This window comes from Rhizobium sp. UFLA01-1127 (genome assembly GCF_059803845.1).
Genome location: NZ_JAUQTZ010000006.1, coordinates 69937 through 85853 on the forward strand (window position 1 = coordinate 69937; position 15917 = coordinate 85853).

General features: G+C 61.2%; 13 protein-coding genes. 10 read left to right on the top strand and 3 right to left on the bottom strand.

Annotation, left to right across the window (positions count from 1 at the left end; genetic code table 11):
- Positions 1-168: 168 nt before the first annotated feature.
- Entirely contained in the window at positions 169-849 is a 681-nt protein-coding gene (locus Q4Q11_RS02875; protein WP_498568544.1) for a TetR/AcrR family transcriptional regulator, read from the bottom strand.
- A 161-nt stretch (positions 850-1010) separates the two neighbouring features.
- On the opposite strand from Q4Q11_RS02875, the gene Q4Q11_RS02880 reads away from it, so the two are divergent.
- The 5 genes from Q4Q11_RS02880 (at position 1011) to xylA (ending at position 8013) form a co-directional block, all read left to right on the top strand.
- Positions 1011-2231, top strand: coding sequence for an HlyD family secretion protein (locus Q4Q11_RS02880; RefSeq protein ID WP_112502803.1), 1221 nt, complete (start codon positions 1011-1013; stop codon positions 2229-2231).
- 24 nt (positions 2232-2255) lie between these two features.
- Positions 2256-3863 carry a DHA2 family efflux MFS transporter permease subunit gene (locus Q4Q11_RS02885; RefSeq protein ID WP_498568545.1) on the top strand — a complete coding sequence of 536 codons (1608 nt, stop codon included), beginning with the start codon at positions 2256-2258 and terminating at the stop codon, positions 3861-3863.
- A 149-nt stretch (positions 3864-4012) separates the two neighbouring features.
- Positions 4013-5038, top strand: a complete 1026-nt coding sequence (locus tag Q4Q11_RS02890; RefSeq protein WP_498568546.1) for a LacI family DNA-binding transcriptional regulator — start codon at positions 4013-4015, stop codon at positions 5036-5038.
- A gap of 37 nt (positions 5039-5075) precedes the next feature.
- Entirely contained in the window at positions 5076-6533 is a 1458-nt protein-coding gene (xylB, locus tag Q4Q11_RS02895) for a xylulokinase (protein ID WP_498568547.1), read from the top strand.
- Positions 6534-6702: 169 nt separating this feature from the next.
- Positions 6703-8013, top strand: a complete 1311-nt coding sequence (gene xylA / locus Q4Q11_RS02900) for a xylose isomerase (RefSeq protein WP_498568548.1) — start codon at positions 6703-6705, stop codon at positions 8011-8013.
- Here the strand turns inward: xylA and Q4Q11_RS02905 are convergent.
- Together Q4Q11_RS02905 and Q4Q11_RS02910 are read right to left on the bottom strand one after the other, a co-directional pair.
- The gene (locus Q4Q11_RS02905; RefSeq protein WP_112502816.1) at positions 8004-8408 is read right to left on the bottom strand and encodes a VOC family protein; all 405 of its coding nucleotides are present in this window, start codon (positions 8406-8408) and stop codon (positions 8004-8006) included. The genes xylA and Q4Q11_RS02905 overlap by 10 nt on opposite strands.
- A 12-nt stretch (positions 8409-8420) precedes the next feature.
- Entirely contained in the window at positions 8421-9446 is a 1026-nt protein-coding gene (locus Q4Q11_RS02910) for a LacI family DNA-binding transcriptional regulator (protein WP_112502819.1), read from the bottom strand.
- Positions 9447-9613: 167 nt separating this feature from the next.
- On the opposite strand from Q4Q11_RS02910, the gene Q4Q11_RS02915 reads away from it, so the two are divergent.
- From Q4Q11_RS02915 to Q4Q11_RS02935, 5 genes are all read left to right on the top strand, one after another.
- Positions 9614-11137, top strand: a complete 1524-nt coding sequence (locus Q4Q11_RS02915) for a sugar ABC transporter ATP-binding protein (protein ID WP_498568549.1) — start codon at positions 9614-9616, stop codon at positions 11135-11137.
- 61 nt (positions 11138-11198) lie between these two features.
- Complete coding sequence (locus Q4Q11_RS02920) at positions 11199-12212, top strand: ABC transporter permease (RefSeq protein ID WP_112502824.1); 1014 nt, start codon at positions 11199-11201, stop codon at positions 12210-12212.
- Between the two features lie 65 nt (positions 12213-12277).
- Positions 12278-13225, top strand: a complete 948-nt coding sequence (locus tag Q4Q11_RS02925) for a substrate-binding domain-containing protein (RefSeq protein ID WP_113216482.1) — start codon at positions 12278-12280, stop codon at positions 13223-13225.
- Positions 13226-13484: 259 nt separating this feature from the next.
- Positions 13485-14540, top strand: coding sequence for a sugar phosphate isomerase/epimerase family protein (locus tag Q4Q11_RS02930; RefSeq protein WP_498568550.1), 1056 nt, complete (start codon positions 13485-13487; stop codon positions 14538-14540).
- Positions 14541-14727: 187 nt separating this feature from the next.
- Positions 14728-15915 carry a Gfo/Idh/MocA family protein gene (locus Q4Q11_RS02935; protein WP_112502830.1) on the top strand — a complete coding sequence of 396 codons (1188 nt, stop codon included), beginning with the start codon at positions 14728-14730 and terminating at the stop codon, positions 15913-15915.
- The last annotated feature ends 2 nt before the right edge of the window (positions 15916-15917 follow it).

Here is a 15917-nt window from a genome sequence, read left to right on the forward strand (position 1 = left end):
TGCTTGATCGCCATTGCGGAGTTGGATCACTGCACGCTCGCGGACGGCAGGGTAGGCCTGTTCAACCTGGAGCATTTCCGCTTTTCTTCGAATCGCGAAAACGCTCTATCTCTTTGTTTTCTCGCAATCCCGGACGGAAAACCGCTGCGCACTTTTCCTGGAATTGCTCTAATCCTTGCGATCCGGACCATAGCCCGCCAGGAAAACCCGCACGGCGCCGCGCACGACATAGTCGATCTCTTCCTTCGATGGCGGTTCGTCCATGTCGCCGAACAGCCGCAGCTTGAAATAGCCGCCACTGGCCATTTCAAGAAAATGACGGGCGGCCATGTCGAAGTCATCGATCTTCAGATGGCCGGCGGCAACCTGCCGCTCAAGGAAGCCGCGCAGCACCGTCCGCAGATTCTCCGGACCGGTGAAGAAGCGTTGACAGAGGGAAGGCATGCGTTCGCGCACGCCGATGACCGTGCGCATGGCGCTGATGGTCTTGTCCGAGGTGACGTGCGTGACGAAGACGATGCCGAAATCATAAAGCGAGGTCGTGACATCCGCTTCGTCTGCAAGTGCGGTGCGCACGAGATTGACGAATTGGGTACGCTCGCTCTCCATCATGGCGGCGAACAGATCTTCCTTGTTGGCGAAATAGACGTAGAGAGTGCCCTTGGAAACGCCCGCCTCGCGGGTGACGTCGTTCATGCTCGCCGCATCGAAACCCATCTTCATAAAGACACGCTTGGCGCCTTCGAGAATTTGATGACGCTTGGCCGGATCTTCGCCGGCGGCCCAACGTCCACCGGAGCCTGGCGCGGGTGCGTTCAACACAGTGGCATTTTGCGATTCGTGTTTCATCGTCTCCTTCACTCGATCATTTTTCTGAATCTTAAACAGATTCGCCAAATAAATCGAACCGCGCGGTTCGATAGCTCTTGATATGGAGTGAAAAAGGCTCTATGTCAATTGAACCGAACCGTTCGGTTCGATTATTTTGCCAGATTTTCGGTGGTAGGGAAATGTCGTCAAGTCATGGAAACAATGTAGCGCGTATCGTGAACGAGCCCGCTGATGCAGACGTGGAAGCTCGGGAAGCCGGTGCACCTGCGGATGCTCCTGTTGCCGAGACGCGCGGCAATCCTGCTCCCGCCCAGGCTGCGCCTGCTGCTCCGGCCCCTGCGGCCCCACCGCCATCGGAGAAGAAGCGGCGCAGCCTGGTTTTTCCGATCATCGTCGTCGCGGCTCTCGCAGGCGGCGGCTGGTATGGCTATGACTGGTGGACGAACGGCCGCTTCATGGTCTCGACCGACGACGCCTATATCGGAGGCGATATCGCGACGATTTCGCCGAAGGTGACGGGCTATGTCGCCAAGGTGAACGTCGTTGCCAATCAGCAGGTCAAGGCCGGCGACGTGCTCGCAACGCTTGATGACGGCGACTACAAGCTGGCATTGGGCCAGGCGCAGGCCTCGCTTGATACCGAGCAGCTCTCGCTCCATACCATCGATGCACAGATCGCTGCCGGCCAGGCGGCCCTTGCCCAGTCGCAGGCGCAGAAGGTTGCCCTGGAAGCCACGGTCCGCGGCGCCCAGATCACCCAGACGCGCGCTGCCGAACTGCAGTCAAAGTCGGTCGGCACCACGGCCGCTTTGGATAGCGCCAATATCGCGCTTGATCAGGCCAAGGCCAATCTGGTCGGCGGCGACGCCGCCATCGCGTCCGCACAGGCCAACATCAACCTGCTGCAGGCCCAGCGCCGCCAAGCCGAGAGCACGATCAAGGGGCTGGAGGCCGCTCGTGACAAGGCCGCCCGCGATCTGTCCTTCACCGTGCTTAAGGCGCCTTATGACGGCATCGTCGGCAACCGCTCGGTCCAGGAAGGCGATCTCGTCTCTCCCGGCCAGAAACTGATGGCGATCGTACCGACCAAGCAGCTCTATATCGACGCGAACTTCAAGGAAACGCAGATCCAGCATCTGGTTCCCGGTTCCAAGGTGAATGTCCATGTCGATGCCTTCAGCGATCATCCGATCGTCGGCACCGTCGAGTCCATCTCGCCGGCTTCGGGCTCGGTCTTCTCGCTGCTGCCGCCGGAAAACGCGACGGGTAACTTCACCAAGATCATCCAGCGCGTGCCTGTCCGCATCGCATTGCCGCAGGATGCGCTCAATACCGGCCGTCTGCGCGCAGGCCTCAGCGTCGTCGTCGACGTCGATACCCGCACGGCACCGGACAAGTAAGCGATCAAGCTCGGGAGAGACGAAATGTCGTCCGCCAGCACTGCAGCCGGGTCGCCTCCACGCGTGGCCGGTCCCGCCGCGCCAGCGGCGGATCATATCGACACCAAAAAGCTCATCGCCTTTCTGGCGATGGTGCTCGGCATGTTCATGTCGATCCTCGACATTCAGATCGTGTCCGCCTCGCTCAGCGAAATTCAGGCGGGCCTCAGTGCAGGCTCGGATGAGATCCCCTGGGTGCAGACGGCCTATCTGATCGCCGAGGTCATCATGATCCCGCTATCGGGAACGCTGGCCCGCATCATTTCGACGCGCTACCTGTTTGCGATATCGGCCGCCGGCTTCACGGCATCGAGCGCGCTTGCCGCGACCGCAACGAATATCGACCAGATGATCATCTACCGTGCCCTTCAGGGTTTCATCGGCGGCGGCATGATCCCTTCCGTGTTCGCGGCGGCATTCACCATTTTCCCGCCATCCAAGCGCAACGTCGTCTCGCCGATCATCGGTCTGATCGCGACGCTCGCGCCCACCATCGGCCCGACCGTCGGCGGCTATCTTTCCAATGCCTTCTCCTGGCACTGGCTGTTCCTGGTCAACATCCCCCCGGGTATCGTCGTTACCATCGTGACCTGGAACTTCATCGATTTCGACAAGCCCGAACTGTCGCTGATGAAGAAATTCGACTGGTGGGGCCTCTTTTCCATGGGCGTTTTTCTCGGCGCGCTGGAATATGTTCTCGAGGAAGGCAATACGAAGGACTGGTTCGCCGACAATTATATAGTCACCTGCGCCATCGCCTCGGCCATCGGCGCGGTCATCTTCTTCTACCGGGCGTTTACGGTCGAATTTCCGGTGGTGGATCTCAGAGCCTTCACGAACAAGAACTTCGCTTTCGGTTCGATGTTCTCCTTTGTCATGGGCATCGGCCTTTATGGCCTGACTTATATCTATCCGCTCTTTCTTGCGCGCATTCGCGGCTACGATTCGCTGCAGATCGGCGAGACGATGTTCGTCTCGGGTCTCGCCATGTTCTTCACGGCGCCGCTTGCCGGCTTCCTGGCGAGCAGGGTTGATCTGCGCATACTGATGATTATCGGCTTTACCAGCTTCTCGGCCGGCACCTACATCATGATGCACCTGACGACGGACTGGGATTTCTGGGAACTGCTGATCCCGCAGATACTGCGCGGCTTCGGCCTGATGCTCTGCATGGTGCCGATCAACAACATCGCGCTCGGAACCATGCCGCCCGCTCGCATGCGCGGCGCGTCCGGCCTGTTCAATCTGACGCGCAACCTCGGTGGTGCCGTCGGTCTCGCGATCATCAACACGCTGCTGACGAACCGGCAGGACCAGCACTATTTCAGCCTGCGCGACCATGTTCATTGGGGCAGCCATGCCGCCGTTACCCAGCTGAACAATATGGCCGCCAGCTTCAATGCAGCCGGCCTCGACGGCGAGCAGGCCGCCTTGAAGCAGATGGTCGGCATGGCGACGCGGCAGGCGGTCGTCATGTCCTTCGGGGATATCTTCCTGATGCTGACCGTGCTGTTCCTGGCGATGATTGTCGGCGTCCTCATGCTCAGCAAGCCCAATGTGCCGGGCAGCGGCGGAGGTGGCGGAGGCCACTGATCCAGCATTCGATAATGCTCCCAAGGCATGGCCCCTCGCAGTGAGGGGCCTTTTTTTATTCCGAAGGAACGAGCGGAAAAGCGCATGGCCGGAAATTTTTGATTTACGTACATCAGAAATGGCGCTAAGGGTTTCTGCAGGAGGAACCGATGAGACCGACCGTGCATGACATCGCCGCCGCGGCGGGCGTCAGCCTCGCTACCGTGGACCGCGTCCTGAACCAGCGGCCCGGTGTGCGGCTGGTGACACGCGAAAAGGTGGAGGAGGCAATCCGACAGATCGGCTATATCCGCGATGTCGCCGCCGCCAATCTGGCGAAGGGCCGCATTTATCCCTTCGTTTTCATCGTGCCGACCGGCGACAATTCCTTCATGCACGGGCTGCGCTCGGAAGTGCATCACGCGACCTTGCGCGCGAGCATAGAGCGCACGGATATCCGCATCGTCGAAGTGCCGGCTTTCGATGTGCCGGCGCTCGTGGCCGCGCTTGACGCGCTGCTGGGGCAGAATATCGCCGGTGTTGCCCTGGTGGCGACCGATGCGCCGGAAGTCCGGGCCGCCGTCGACCGGCTGGTGTCGGAGCATATTCCCGTCGTTACGCTGGTCTCCGATCTCACCGATTCCACCCGCCATCATTATGCCGGCATCGACAATATCGCCGCCGGCCGCACCGCTGCCCGGCTGCTCGGGCGCTTTCTGGGCGGACGCGATGGCGATCTGACCGTTCTCGCCGGCTCCATGCTGGTGCGCGACCACCGAGAGCGCCTGCAGGGCTTTTCCGCCGTGATGGCGGAGGAATTTCCCAAGTTGCGGCTGCTGCCCGTGCTGGAAGGGCGAGATGATCCCGAGCGAACCCGATCGCTCGTTTCCAAAGCGCTCTCCGAGAATAGGAATATCATCGGCATCTATAGTCTTGGCGCCGGCAACCGCGGTCTGATCGCGGCCCTGAAGGCCGTACGGCCTGAACGTGAGCTGACCGTGGTCGTGCATGAGCTGACGCAGCATACGCGGGCGGCACTGCTGGACGGCACGATCGACGCCGTTCTCAATCAAGATGCCGGCCATGAGGTCCGCAGCGCCATCCGCGTCATGAAGGCGACCGCCGACGGTCAAGCTGTTATCGCCGACCAGGAGCGCATTCGTCTCGACATTTTCTTGAAGGATAATCTGCCCTGAGCATTCGAACGCGGCAGAGCATAGGGAGTAATATCTGATGTATTTGGGTCTCGATCTCGGAACGTCCGGCGTCAAAGCGATGCTGATCGACGGCAATCAGAAGATCGTCGGCTCCGCCAATGGCGGGCTCGACGTATCGCGTCCGCATTCCGGCTGGTCCGAGCAGGATCCCGCCCACTGGATCCGCGCGACGGAAGAAGCCGTTGCCGGGCTGAAAGCCGCGCATCCGAAGGAGCTGGCGGCCGTACGCGGCATCGGCCTTTCCGGACAGATGCACGGCGCGACGCTGCTCGACGCCGATGACAAGGTGCTGCGTCCCTGCATTCTCTGGAACGATACCCGCAGCTATCATGAGGCTGCCGCGCTGGATGCCGATCCGCGTTTCCGCGCGTTGACCGGCAATATCGTCTTCCCTGGATTCACGGCGCCGAAGCTTGCATGGGTCGCCAAGCACGAGCCGGAGATTTTCGCTAAAGTGCGCTGGGTGCTGTTGCCGAAGGACTATCTGCGCCTGTGGCTGACGGGCGAACATATGTCGGAAATGTCCGACTCCGCCGGCACGTCCTGGCTCGATACCGGCAAGCGCAAATGGTCTTCCGAGCTTTTGGCGGCCACCGATCTTGACGAGAAGCAGATGCCGACGCTGGTCGAAGGCACGGAGGCCGCCGGCAAGCTGCGCGGCGAACTGGCCTCGAAATGGGGTATCGGCGGCGATGTCGTCGTGGCCGGCGGGGCAGGGGACAATGCGGCCTCGGCCTGCGGTATGGGCACGGTCCGCCACGGCGCGGCTTTCGTTTCGCTCGGAACGTCTGGCGTTCTCTTTGCCGCCAACGGCTCCTATCTGCCGAAGCCGGAAAGCGCCGTCCATGCCTTCTGCCACGCGCTGCCCAACACCTGGCACCAGATGGGCGTCATCCTCTCGGCTACCGACGCCCTGAACTGGCATTCGCATGTGACGGGCAAGTCCGCCGCCGAACTCACCACCGAGCTTGGCGAGACGCTGAAGGCGCCGACCAGTGTCACCTTCCTTCCCTATCTCTCGGGCGAGCGCACGCCGCACAACGACGCGACCATCCGCGGCGCTTTCATCGGCCTCGGTCATGAGAGCGGCCGCGCCGTGCTGACGCAGGCCGTGCTCGAAGGTGTTTCCTTTGCAATCCGCGACAATCTGGAAGCGCTGCGCTCGGCCGGCACCGACATTGCGCGCGTGACCGCCATCGGTGGCGGATCGCGCTCCCGCTACTGGCTGGCCTCGATCGCGACCGCGCTCGGCGTACCCGTCGACCTGCCGGCCGACGGCGATTTCGGTGCTGCTTTCGGTGCAGCGCGTCTCGGCCTGATCGCCGCCACCGGCGCCGACCCTGTCTCGGTCTGCACACCGCCGCAGACGGCCGGCACGATCGATCCCGTGGCGTCACTGACGGATGCCTATGCGGATGCCTACAGGCGCTACCGGGCGGTTTATCCGGCGATCAAGCCGCTGAGCGTAGTTTGAGGGAAACCCCCTCACCCTGCCCTCTCCCCGAGGGGAGAGGGGAGGCCGAGATTGCGGCAGCCGCCCATACCCTTCTCCCCGTGGGGAGAAGGTGGCCCGAAGGGTCGGATGAGGGGGCTTCCGACAAATGAAGAACACTAGCAGTACCCAAAACCCAAGGAGACAAGACATGAGCACCGGATTTTTTGGTGACATCAGCAAGGTAAAGTACGAAGGCCCCGACAGCACCAATCCGCTGGCCTTCCGCTATTACAACAAGGACGAAGTCGTTGCCGGCAAGCGCATGGAAGATCATCTGCGCTTTGCCGTCGCCTACTGGCACACCTTCACCTGGCCAGGCGGCGATCCCTTCGGCGGCCAGACCTTCTTGCGCCCGTGGTTCAACGACACGATGGAAGCCGCGAAGCTGAAAGCCGACGTCGCTTTCGAATTCTTCACCTTGCTCGGCACTCCTTATTATTGCTTCCACGATGCCGACGTGCGTCCGGAAGGCAAGAATTTTGCCGAAAACACCAAGAACCTCAACGAGATCGTCGACTATTTCGCCAAGAAGCAGGCCGATACCGGCGTGAAGCTGCTGTGGGGCACGGCAAACCTCTTCTCCAACCGCCGCTTCATGTCGGGCGCCGCCACGAACCCTGATCCGGATGTCTTCGCCTTTTCGGCGGCAACCGTGAAGACCTGCATGGACGCAACCCACAAGCTCGGCGGCGAAAACTACGTCCTCTGGGGCGGCCGCGAAGGTTACGAGACGCTGCTCAACACCGACCTGAAGCGTGAGCTGGACCAGATGGGCCGCTTCCTCAACCTCGTCGTCGAGTACAAGCACAAGATCGGCTTCAAGGGTACGATCCTGATCGAGCCGAAGCCGCAGGAGCCGACCAAGCACCAGTATGACTATGACGTCGCCACGGTTTACGGCTTCCTGAAGAAGTACGGCCTGGAAAATGAAGTGAAGGTCAACATCGAGCAGGGCCATGCGATCCTCGCCGGCCATTCCTTCGAGCATGAGCTGGCGCTTGCCAATGCGCTCGGCATCTTCGGCTCGATCGACATGAACCGCAACGACTACCAGTCCGGTTGGGATACCGACCAATTCCCGAACAACGTTCCGGAAATGACGCTGGCCTACTACCAGGTTCTGGCAGGCGGCGGTTTCAAGACCGGCGGCACGAACTTCGACGCCAAGCTGCGCCGTCAGTCGCTCGATCCGGAAGACCTGCTCATCGGCCACATCGGTGGCATGGATTGCTGCGCCCGCGGCCTGAAGGCTGCTGCCAAGATGATCGAGGATAAGGCGCTCTCCAAGCCGCTCGCCGACCGTTACGCAGGCTGGGATTCGGCCGAAGGACAGAAGCTGCTGCGCGGCGAATACTCGCTCGACCAGATCGCCCAGTGGGTCGAGACCAAGGACGTCAACCCGCAGCCGAAGTCCGGCAAGCAGGAACTCCTGGAAAACATCGTCAATCGCTACGTTTGATCGACAGCTTCGGGAGGCGGTGGTTCATCGCCTCCCGACTTCGGCCTGAAGGCGCGGCTGGAAATGGATATGGAATTTCCCGAAGGGTCTTTGGCGTTGGCGAAGATACAGCCATCGGCCTGATGCATGGGGCCGAACTCAAGGCCTTTCTCCACGCATCTTGCGCGGAAAGCTTCGACATGCTCAACGTCGAACACCAGTTTTACCAGCGCTTGACCCATCTTCTGCGCCTTGGCTGCTGGATGGATCATCAGATTGGCGCCGCCCTCCGGAGCGAGCAGCTCGACAATCCGATCGCCCTCCTGACGATGCGGCTTGAATCCGAAATGCTTCTCGTAGAAGCGGATTGTCGCCTCCACATCGCGGACATACAGGATCAGCCTGCCGAGCGGCATCGCGACACCTGCCTATCGTCGCGTGCGCGACGGTGCCGAAACCGAGTTTCGCACCACGAGATCCGGCCGCAGCAGGATCTCCGTCTCTGGCGGCTCGCCATCAGAAAGCAGTTCGAGCAAAAGCGCCATGGCATGCTTGCCGATGGCGGTGCGCGGCTGCCGGACCGTCGTCAGCGACGGCGTCATGAAGACGGCCTGCGGCACGTCGTCGAAACCGGTCACCGAGAAATCTTCAGGGATATCGTAGCCGCGTGTTTTCAGGCCGATCATCACGCCGATCGCGGTCTGGTCGTTGACGCACATGAAGGCTGTCGGCAGCGTGTCGCGCATGAAGAGCTGCTCGACCGCCAGCCGCCCGCTTTCGATGGTACCGTCGCCGTCCAGGACGATGCGCAGATCGTGGCCGATACCGGCGGCATCCAGCCCGGCTTCATAGCCCATGCGTCTGCGGCTATAGGCGAGGCGGGTGCGGGAATCGCCGATGAAGGCAATCTTGCGATGACCTTCGGCAATCAGGAGGTCCACTGCCTTGCGGGCGCCGGCGATATCGTCGACGCCCACGTAGGGAATGCCGCCGTTGAAGACCGGTTCGAAAACGCCGACGCTCGGCGGCAGCCGTGCCGTCATCGTCTGGTGCCCGAAGGGCAGGATGCCGGTGAAGAGGATGAGCCCCGCCGCCTGGTTTGAATTCAGGAATTTCAAATATTCCAGCCCGCGCTGCGCGTCGTTCTGCGTGTGGCCGATGAGGATCCCGTAGCCATGCGAACGGGCTTCGTTCTCCAGGCCTATCAGGATATTGGAAAAGTTGGGGTCGCCGATATCGGGCGCGACGACCAGAATCATGTTCGAACGGCCGAGCCTGAGGCTGCGCGCCATGGCATTGGTGGTATAACCGGTGACGGCGATAGCCTGATTGACCTTCAGCCGCGTCGAATTGGCGACTTTCTCCGGTGTATGGATGGCCCGCGAAACCGTTGCGATCGAAACATTGGCAATTCGGGCGACGTCTTCGATAGTTGCGGGCGTGGAATTCGACACTGCGCTCTGCCTTGGGGTCTCGTCTCGGGCTGGAGACTACACAGACTTACGTGGAGGTCAAAGGTAACCGCGAAGTTTTGTACGATATCCAATGATGTAAACCTTTACACGATGTATGTAAAGGTTTACATACCGTGGAGAGCGGGTGGGACCGCAGGGAGGATTCAATGAGTTCGGAAGCCGTCGACGGTGCGGTCGTGCTGTCTGCGAGAGGGATATCCAAGTCCTTCAACGGCGTGCAGGTGCTGTTCAGCGTCAACTTCGATCTGCGAGCCGGCGAAATCCATGCGCTCATGGGTGAAAACGGCGCCGGCAAGTCGACGCTCGTCAAGGTCCTGTCCGGATTCGAGCAACCGACCTCAGGCGAAATCCTTCTCGATGGCAGGCCGGTAAAGCTGCCGCCGAACGGCGCTGCCGAGGCGCTCGGCATCGTCATCATCCATCAGGAATTCAATCTCGCGGAGCATCTGACCGTCACCGAGAGCCTGTTTCTCGGCCGCGAAGTCACGCGCTTCGGCGTTCTGGACCGCAAGCTCATGCGCGAGGAAACGCGGCGCGTGCTCGATCTCCTCGGATCGCATGTCGACGAGAATGCCATGATCCGCTCGCTTTCCATCGCCGACAAGCAGATGGTCGAAATCGCCAAGGCGATCAGCCGCGATGCGCGCATCGTCTTCATGGACGAGCCGACCGCCGTCCTGTCGCGCGAGGAAACCAATTTCCTGTTCAAGCAGGTGCGCAAGCTGCGCGATCAGGGGACCAGCTTCGTCTTCGTCTCCCATAAGCTCGATGAAGTCATGGAGCTGACGGATCGCGTCACGGTCCTGCGCGACGGCCAATGGGTGAAGACGTCGCCGACTTCGCTGCTCGACGGCGAATCGATCGCCCAGCTGATGGTCGGACGCGAACTCTCCAGCCTCTATCCGGCCAAGAGCGAGCCCGATGTCGACGAGAAAGTGGTGCTGAGCGTCAGTTCGCTTTCGACCGGTTATGTCCGCGATGCGAGTTTCGAGCTGCGCAAGGGCGAGATATTGGGCTTTTCCGGCATGATCGGCTCGGGCCGGACCGAGCTGATGGAGGCGATCGTCGGTCTGCGCTCGCGCGCATCCGGCGAAGTCGTCGCCAACGGCCAGACTGTGCCGCCGCACGATGTGCACGCCGCCATCGATGCCGGCCTCGCCTATATGACCAAGGACCGGAAATCCAAGGGCTTGCTGCTGAACTCGGGCATGGCCGTCAACCTGACGCTCCAGTCGCTCGATCGGCACGGCAAGTTCGGTTATCTTAGCGCCTCCAGCGAGGCGAAGGCGCTGACACGAGCGCGCCGCCGTTTCGATATCCGCGTGCGCGACGGAAACATCGTTGCCGGCCGTATGTCCGGCGGCAATCAGCAGAAACTGCTTCTGGCGAAAATCATGGAGACCGAGCCGCAGATCATCATCATCGATGAACCGACGCGCGGCATCGATGTCGGCACGAAGCAGCAGATCTATCATTTCATTTCGGCGCTGGCGCGCGACGGCCATTCGATCATCGTGGTGTCCTCGGAAATGCCCGAGGTCATCGGGCTTTGCACGCGGGTTGCCGTTATGCGCGAAGGCCGGATCGTCGGCGTGCTCGAAGGCGAGGAAATCTCCGAGCAGGAAATCATGCGTTATGCGGCGGGCCTGAAGAAAAAGACGGCCGCCTGAAAGGGCGGCGGAGAGCAGGGCAAATTCCCAGCAATCATGGGACGGGAGGTTGGTTTTGGTTATGAGCGTGGGTGAAGACAGCAGCGGCAAGGCCAGCCGGCGAGGGCGCTCCTGGCGGGATGTCGATCTGAGGGCCGTTGCGCCGTTTGCAGCGCTGGTGCTGCTTCTGATCGTGGGCGCCTTGGTCAACCCCAACTTCATCGGCATTACCAATCTCGCCAATGTCGCAACCCGAAGCGCCTTCATTGCCATCATCGCGGTCGGCGCTACCTTTGTGATCTCGGCAGGCGACCTTGATCTTTCCGTTGGGTCGATGGTCGCCTTCGTGGCGAGCTTGATGATCCTGCTGATGAATTCCGGCGTCATTGCCGATCCCACTCTGATGCTGGCCGCGGCCGTGGCCTTCGGGATCGTGGCGGGCGCGCTGTGCGGCCTTGCCAATGGCCTGATTACCACCGTAGGCAAGATCGAGCCCTTCATCGCGACGCTCGGCACGATGGGCGTTTATCGGGGCCTGACGACCTGGCTGTCGCAGGGCGGAGCGATTACGCTGCGCTCGCCGGAACTGCAGGCACTCTACCGTCCGGCCTATTTCGGCTCCATTTTCGGCGTGCCGGTCCCGATCATCGTGATCCTCGCGGTTACGGGCATCGCCGCATTCATTCTTTACCGTACCCGCTACGGACGCCATGTCGTCGCCGTCGGCTCCAACAGCGACGTTGCGCGCTATTCGGGGATCGCGGTCAACCGCGTGCGCACCATCGCCTTCGTCATTCAGGGCCTTTGTGTCGCTATCGCCGTGCTTCTTTACGTGCCGCGGCTCGGCTCGACCTCGGCAACGACGGGCATTCTCTGGGAACTGCAGGCGATCACCGCCGTCGTCGTCGGCGGCACGGCATTGAAGGGTGGCGCGGGCAGGGTATGGGGCACGATCTGCGGCGCCTTCATCCTGGAACTCGTCGGCAATATCATGCTGCTTTCCAATTTCATCAGCGAGTATCTGATCGGCGCCATCCAGGGTGCGATCATCATCATCGCCATGCTCGTTCAGCGCTCGCTCGTGCGTAGATCGTGAATAACCGGGTCAGGGGGCGCCCGGTCCTTAATGACAAGGCCCTGTCTCTATCTGGGAGGAAGAACATGCGTAAAAAACTATTGGGGCTCGCGGTCGCGATGGTGGCTTTGGCCGGTGCCGTTCATGCCGCGGACAAGAAGGTGACTATCGGCGTTTCCATTCCGGCCGCCGACCATGGCTGGACATCAGGCGTGGTGTTCCATGCCGAGCGTGTCGCCAAGCTCCTGATGGCGGAGCATCCGGGGCTCAACGTCATCGTCAAGACTTCGCCCGATGCCGCAAGCCAGGCCAACGCGGTCCAGGACCTTGAGACCCAGGGCATCGACGCCCTCGTGATCCTGCCGTCGGACCCGGATCCGCTCGTCAACGCCATCAAGGAAGTCAAGGACAAGGGCAAGTTCGTGACGCTCGTCGACCGTGCGCCGAGCAACAACGACAATTCCGTCCGCGACCTTTACGTCGCCGGCAACAATCCGGCGCTGGGCCAGACGGCAGGCGAATACATCAAGAAAAATACGCCGGACGCGCAGGTCGTCGTCATTCGCGGCTTGCCGATCCCGATCGACCAGCAGCGCCAGGACGGTTTCGACAAGGGTATTGCCGGCTCGAAGGTCAAGGTTCTCGACCGCCAGTATGGCAACTGGAACCGCGACGATGCCTTCAAGGTCATGCAGGACTATCTGACCAAGTTCCCGAAGATCGATGTCGTCTGGTGTCAGGATGACGACATGGCCGTCGGTGTGCTGCAGGCGATCGATCAGGCCAAGCGCACCGACATCAAGTATATCATCGCAGGCGCCGGCTCGAAGGACATGGTGAAGAAGGTCATGGATGGCGACAAGCTGATCCCGGTCGACGTGCTCTATCCGCCGGCAATGGTCGGCACGGCCATGGAGCTGACGGCTGCCAATTTCTACAATCAGGTTCCGGTTCGCGGCAACTACATCCTCGACGCGACGCTCGTAACCAAGGACAATGCCAAGGACTTCTACTTCGCCGATTCACCGTTCTGATCGGCTGATTCAGACAGATACGCCCGCCGGCTTCGGCGGGCGTTTTTTTATGCGGATGGCGGCTCGTTTCATATGCAATGGAAATTTTGCGGCACGTACCTCTTGCCGTCGGCGGCTGGCCGTGATTAGGTCGGAAGGCATTCGACTTTCATCCTGAAGACCCTATAGTTTTGTGAGGCTAAGGCATCCTAGCCGCCTCGGATATGGGTCCGGAAGGCATCGAAAACGTTTACAGAACGCGATTAGGGAGGAATTATTGATGAAGACGATCAAGGGGCCAGGCTTGTTTCTCGGCCAGTTCGCCGGTGATGCAGCACCGTTCAATTCGTGGGATTCGATCACGAAATGGGCGGCCGATGCCGGCTATATCGGCGTGCAGGTTCCGACCTGGGCAAGCCAGCTCATCGACCTGAGGAAAGCGGCCTCCTCCAAGGATTATTGCGACGAATTCGCCGGTGTCGCTCGCGCCAACGGCGTCGAGGTTACCGAGCTCTCCACCCACCTCCAGGGCCAGCTTGTTGCCGTGCATCCGGCCTATGACGAAGCCTTCGACGGCTTTGCGGCGCCGGAAGTGCGAGGGAATCCGAAGGCTCGTCAGGAATGGGCCGTCGAACAGGTGAAGATGGCGCTGACCGCTTCCAAGCATCTCGGCATCAAGGCGCATGCGACCTTCTCGGGCGCGCTTGCCTGGCCCTTCATCTATCCCTGGCCGCAGCGCCCGGCCGGCCTCGTCGAAACCGCTTTCGAGGAGCTTGCCCGCCGCTGGACGCCGATCCTCAACCATGCCGACGAAAACGGAGTCGACGTCTGCTACGAGATCCATCCGGGCGAAGACCTGCATGACGGCATCACCTTCGAGATGTTCCTGGAGCGCGTAAAGAACCACCCGCGCGCCAACATGCTCTACGATCCCTCGCATTACGTCCTGCAGTGCCTCGATTATCTCGAGAACATCGACATCTACAAGGACCGCATCAAGATGTTCCACGTCAAGGATGCGGAGTTCAATCCGACCGGGCGCCAGGGTGTCTATGGCGGCTATCAGGGTTGGGTCGAGCGCGCGGGCCGCTTCCGTTCGCTGGGCGACGGTCAGGTCGATTTCGGTGCCGTCTTCTCGAAGATGACCGCCAATAATTTCGACGGCTGGGCCGTGGTCGAATGGGAATGCGCGCTGAAGCATCCCGAAGACGGCGCCCGCGAAGGCTCCGAATTTGTCAAGGCACACATCATCCGCGTCACGGAAAAGGCCTTCGACGACTTCGCCGGCAGCGGCACGGATCAGGCCGCCAACCGGCGCATGCTGGGGCTGTCGTAATTTCCTCTTCTCCCCAGCGGGGAGAAGATATCCGAAGGACAGATGAGGGGGACGAGGAGCGTCGCGACGAGTGCCTTGAGCGGCAAGCGAAAGCTGTGTTCGCCGAAATCCCCCTCATCCGACCCTTCGGGCCACCTTCTCCCCGCTGGGAGAAGGGATATTTAATTCAATTCTCAGGAGGACAAAAATGGCAATCGAAGGATCATCGGAACAGACGCGGGAGCCGCGCATCCGGCTTGGCATGGTGGGCGGCGGCGCCGGCGCATTCATCGGCGCGGTGCATCGCATTGCCGCGCGTATCGACGACCAGTTCGATCTCATCGCCGGCGCGCTCTCGTCATCGCCGGAAAAGGCCGCGGCATCCGGCCGCGATCTCGGTCTCGATCCCTCGCGCACCTATTCTAGCTATCGCGAGATGGCGATCCGCGAAGCCAAGCTGAAGAACGGCATCGAGGCGGTTTCGATCGTCACGCCGAACCATGTTCATTACGATGCCGCCAAGGAATTCCTGCGTCGCGGCATCCACGTCATCTGCGACAAGCCGCTGACCTCCAATCTCGCCGATGCCAAGAAGCTGAAGAAGGTGGCCGACGAGAGCGGCGCGCTCTTCATCCTCACGCATAACTATACCGGCTATCCGATGGTCCGTCAGGCGCGCGAGATGGTGGAGAATGGCGAACTCGGCGATATCCGTATCGTACAGGTGGAATATCCTCAGGACTGGCTGACGGAAAATATCGAGCAGTCCGGCCAGAAGCAGGCGGCATGGCGCACCGATCCGGCCCAATCCGGCGCCGGCGGCTCCACTGGCGATATCGGCACGCATGCCTATAACCTCGCGTCCTTCGTCACCGGCCTCGAGCTCGACAGCCTTGCCGCCGATCTCGATAGCTTCGTTGAAGGCCGCCGTCTCGATGACAACGGCCATGTGCTGCTGCGCTTCAAGGCGAGGGGCAAGGAAAAGCCGGCTAAAGGCATGCTCTGGTGCAGCCAGGTGGCGCCCGGCCATGAGAACGGCTTGAAGCTCCGGGTCTATGGCACGAAGGGCGGCATAGAGTGGACACAGGCCGATCCGAACTATCTCTGGTACACGCCGTTCGGCGACCAGAAGCGGTTGATCACGCGAAACGGTGCTGGTTCTGGTGCCGCCGCGGCGCGCGTCTCGCGCATCCCGTCGGGGCATCCGGAAGGCTATCTGGAAGCCTTCGCTACGATCTATACCGAGGCCGCACGCGCCATCAATGCCCGCAAGAAGGGTGTGGCGGTCGATCCGGCCGTGATCTATCCGACCGTCGATGACGGTGTGAAGGGGGTGGCATTCGTCGAGGCTTGTGTCGCTTCCTCGAAGCGCAACGGCGCCTGGGTCAAGCTCTAATT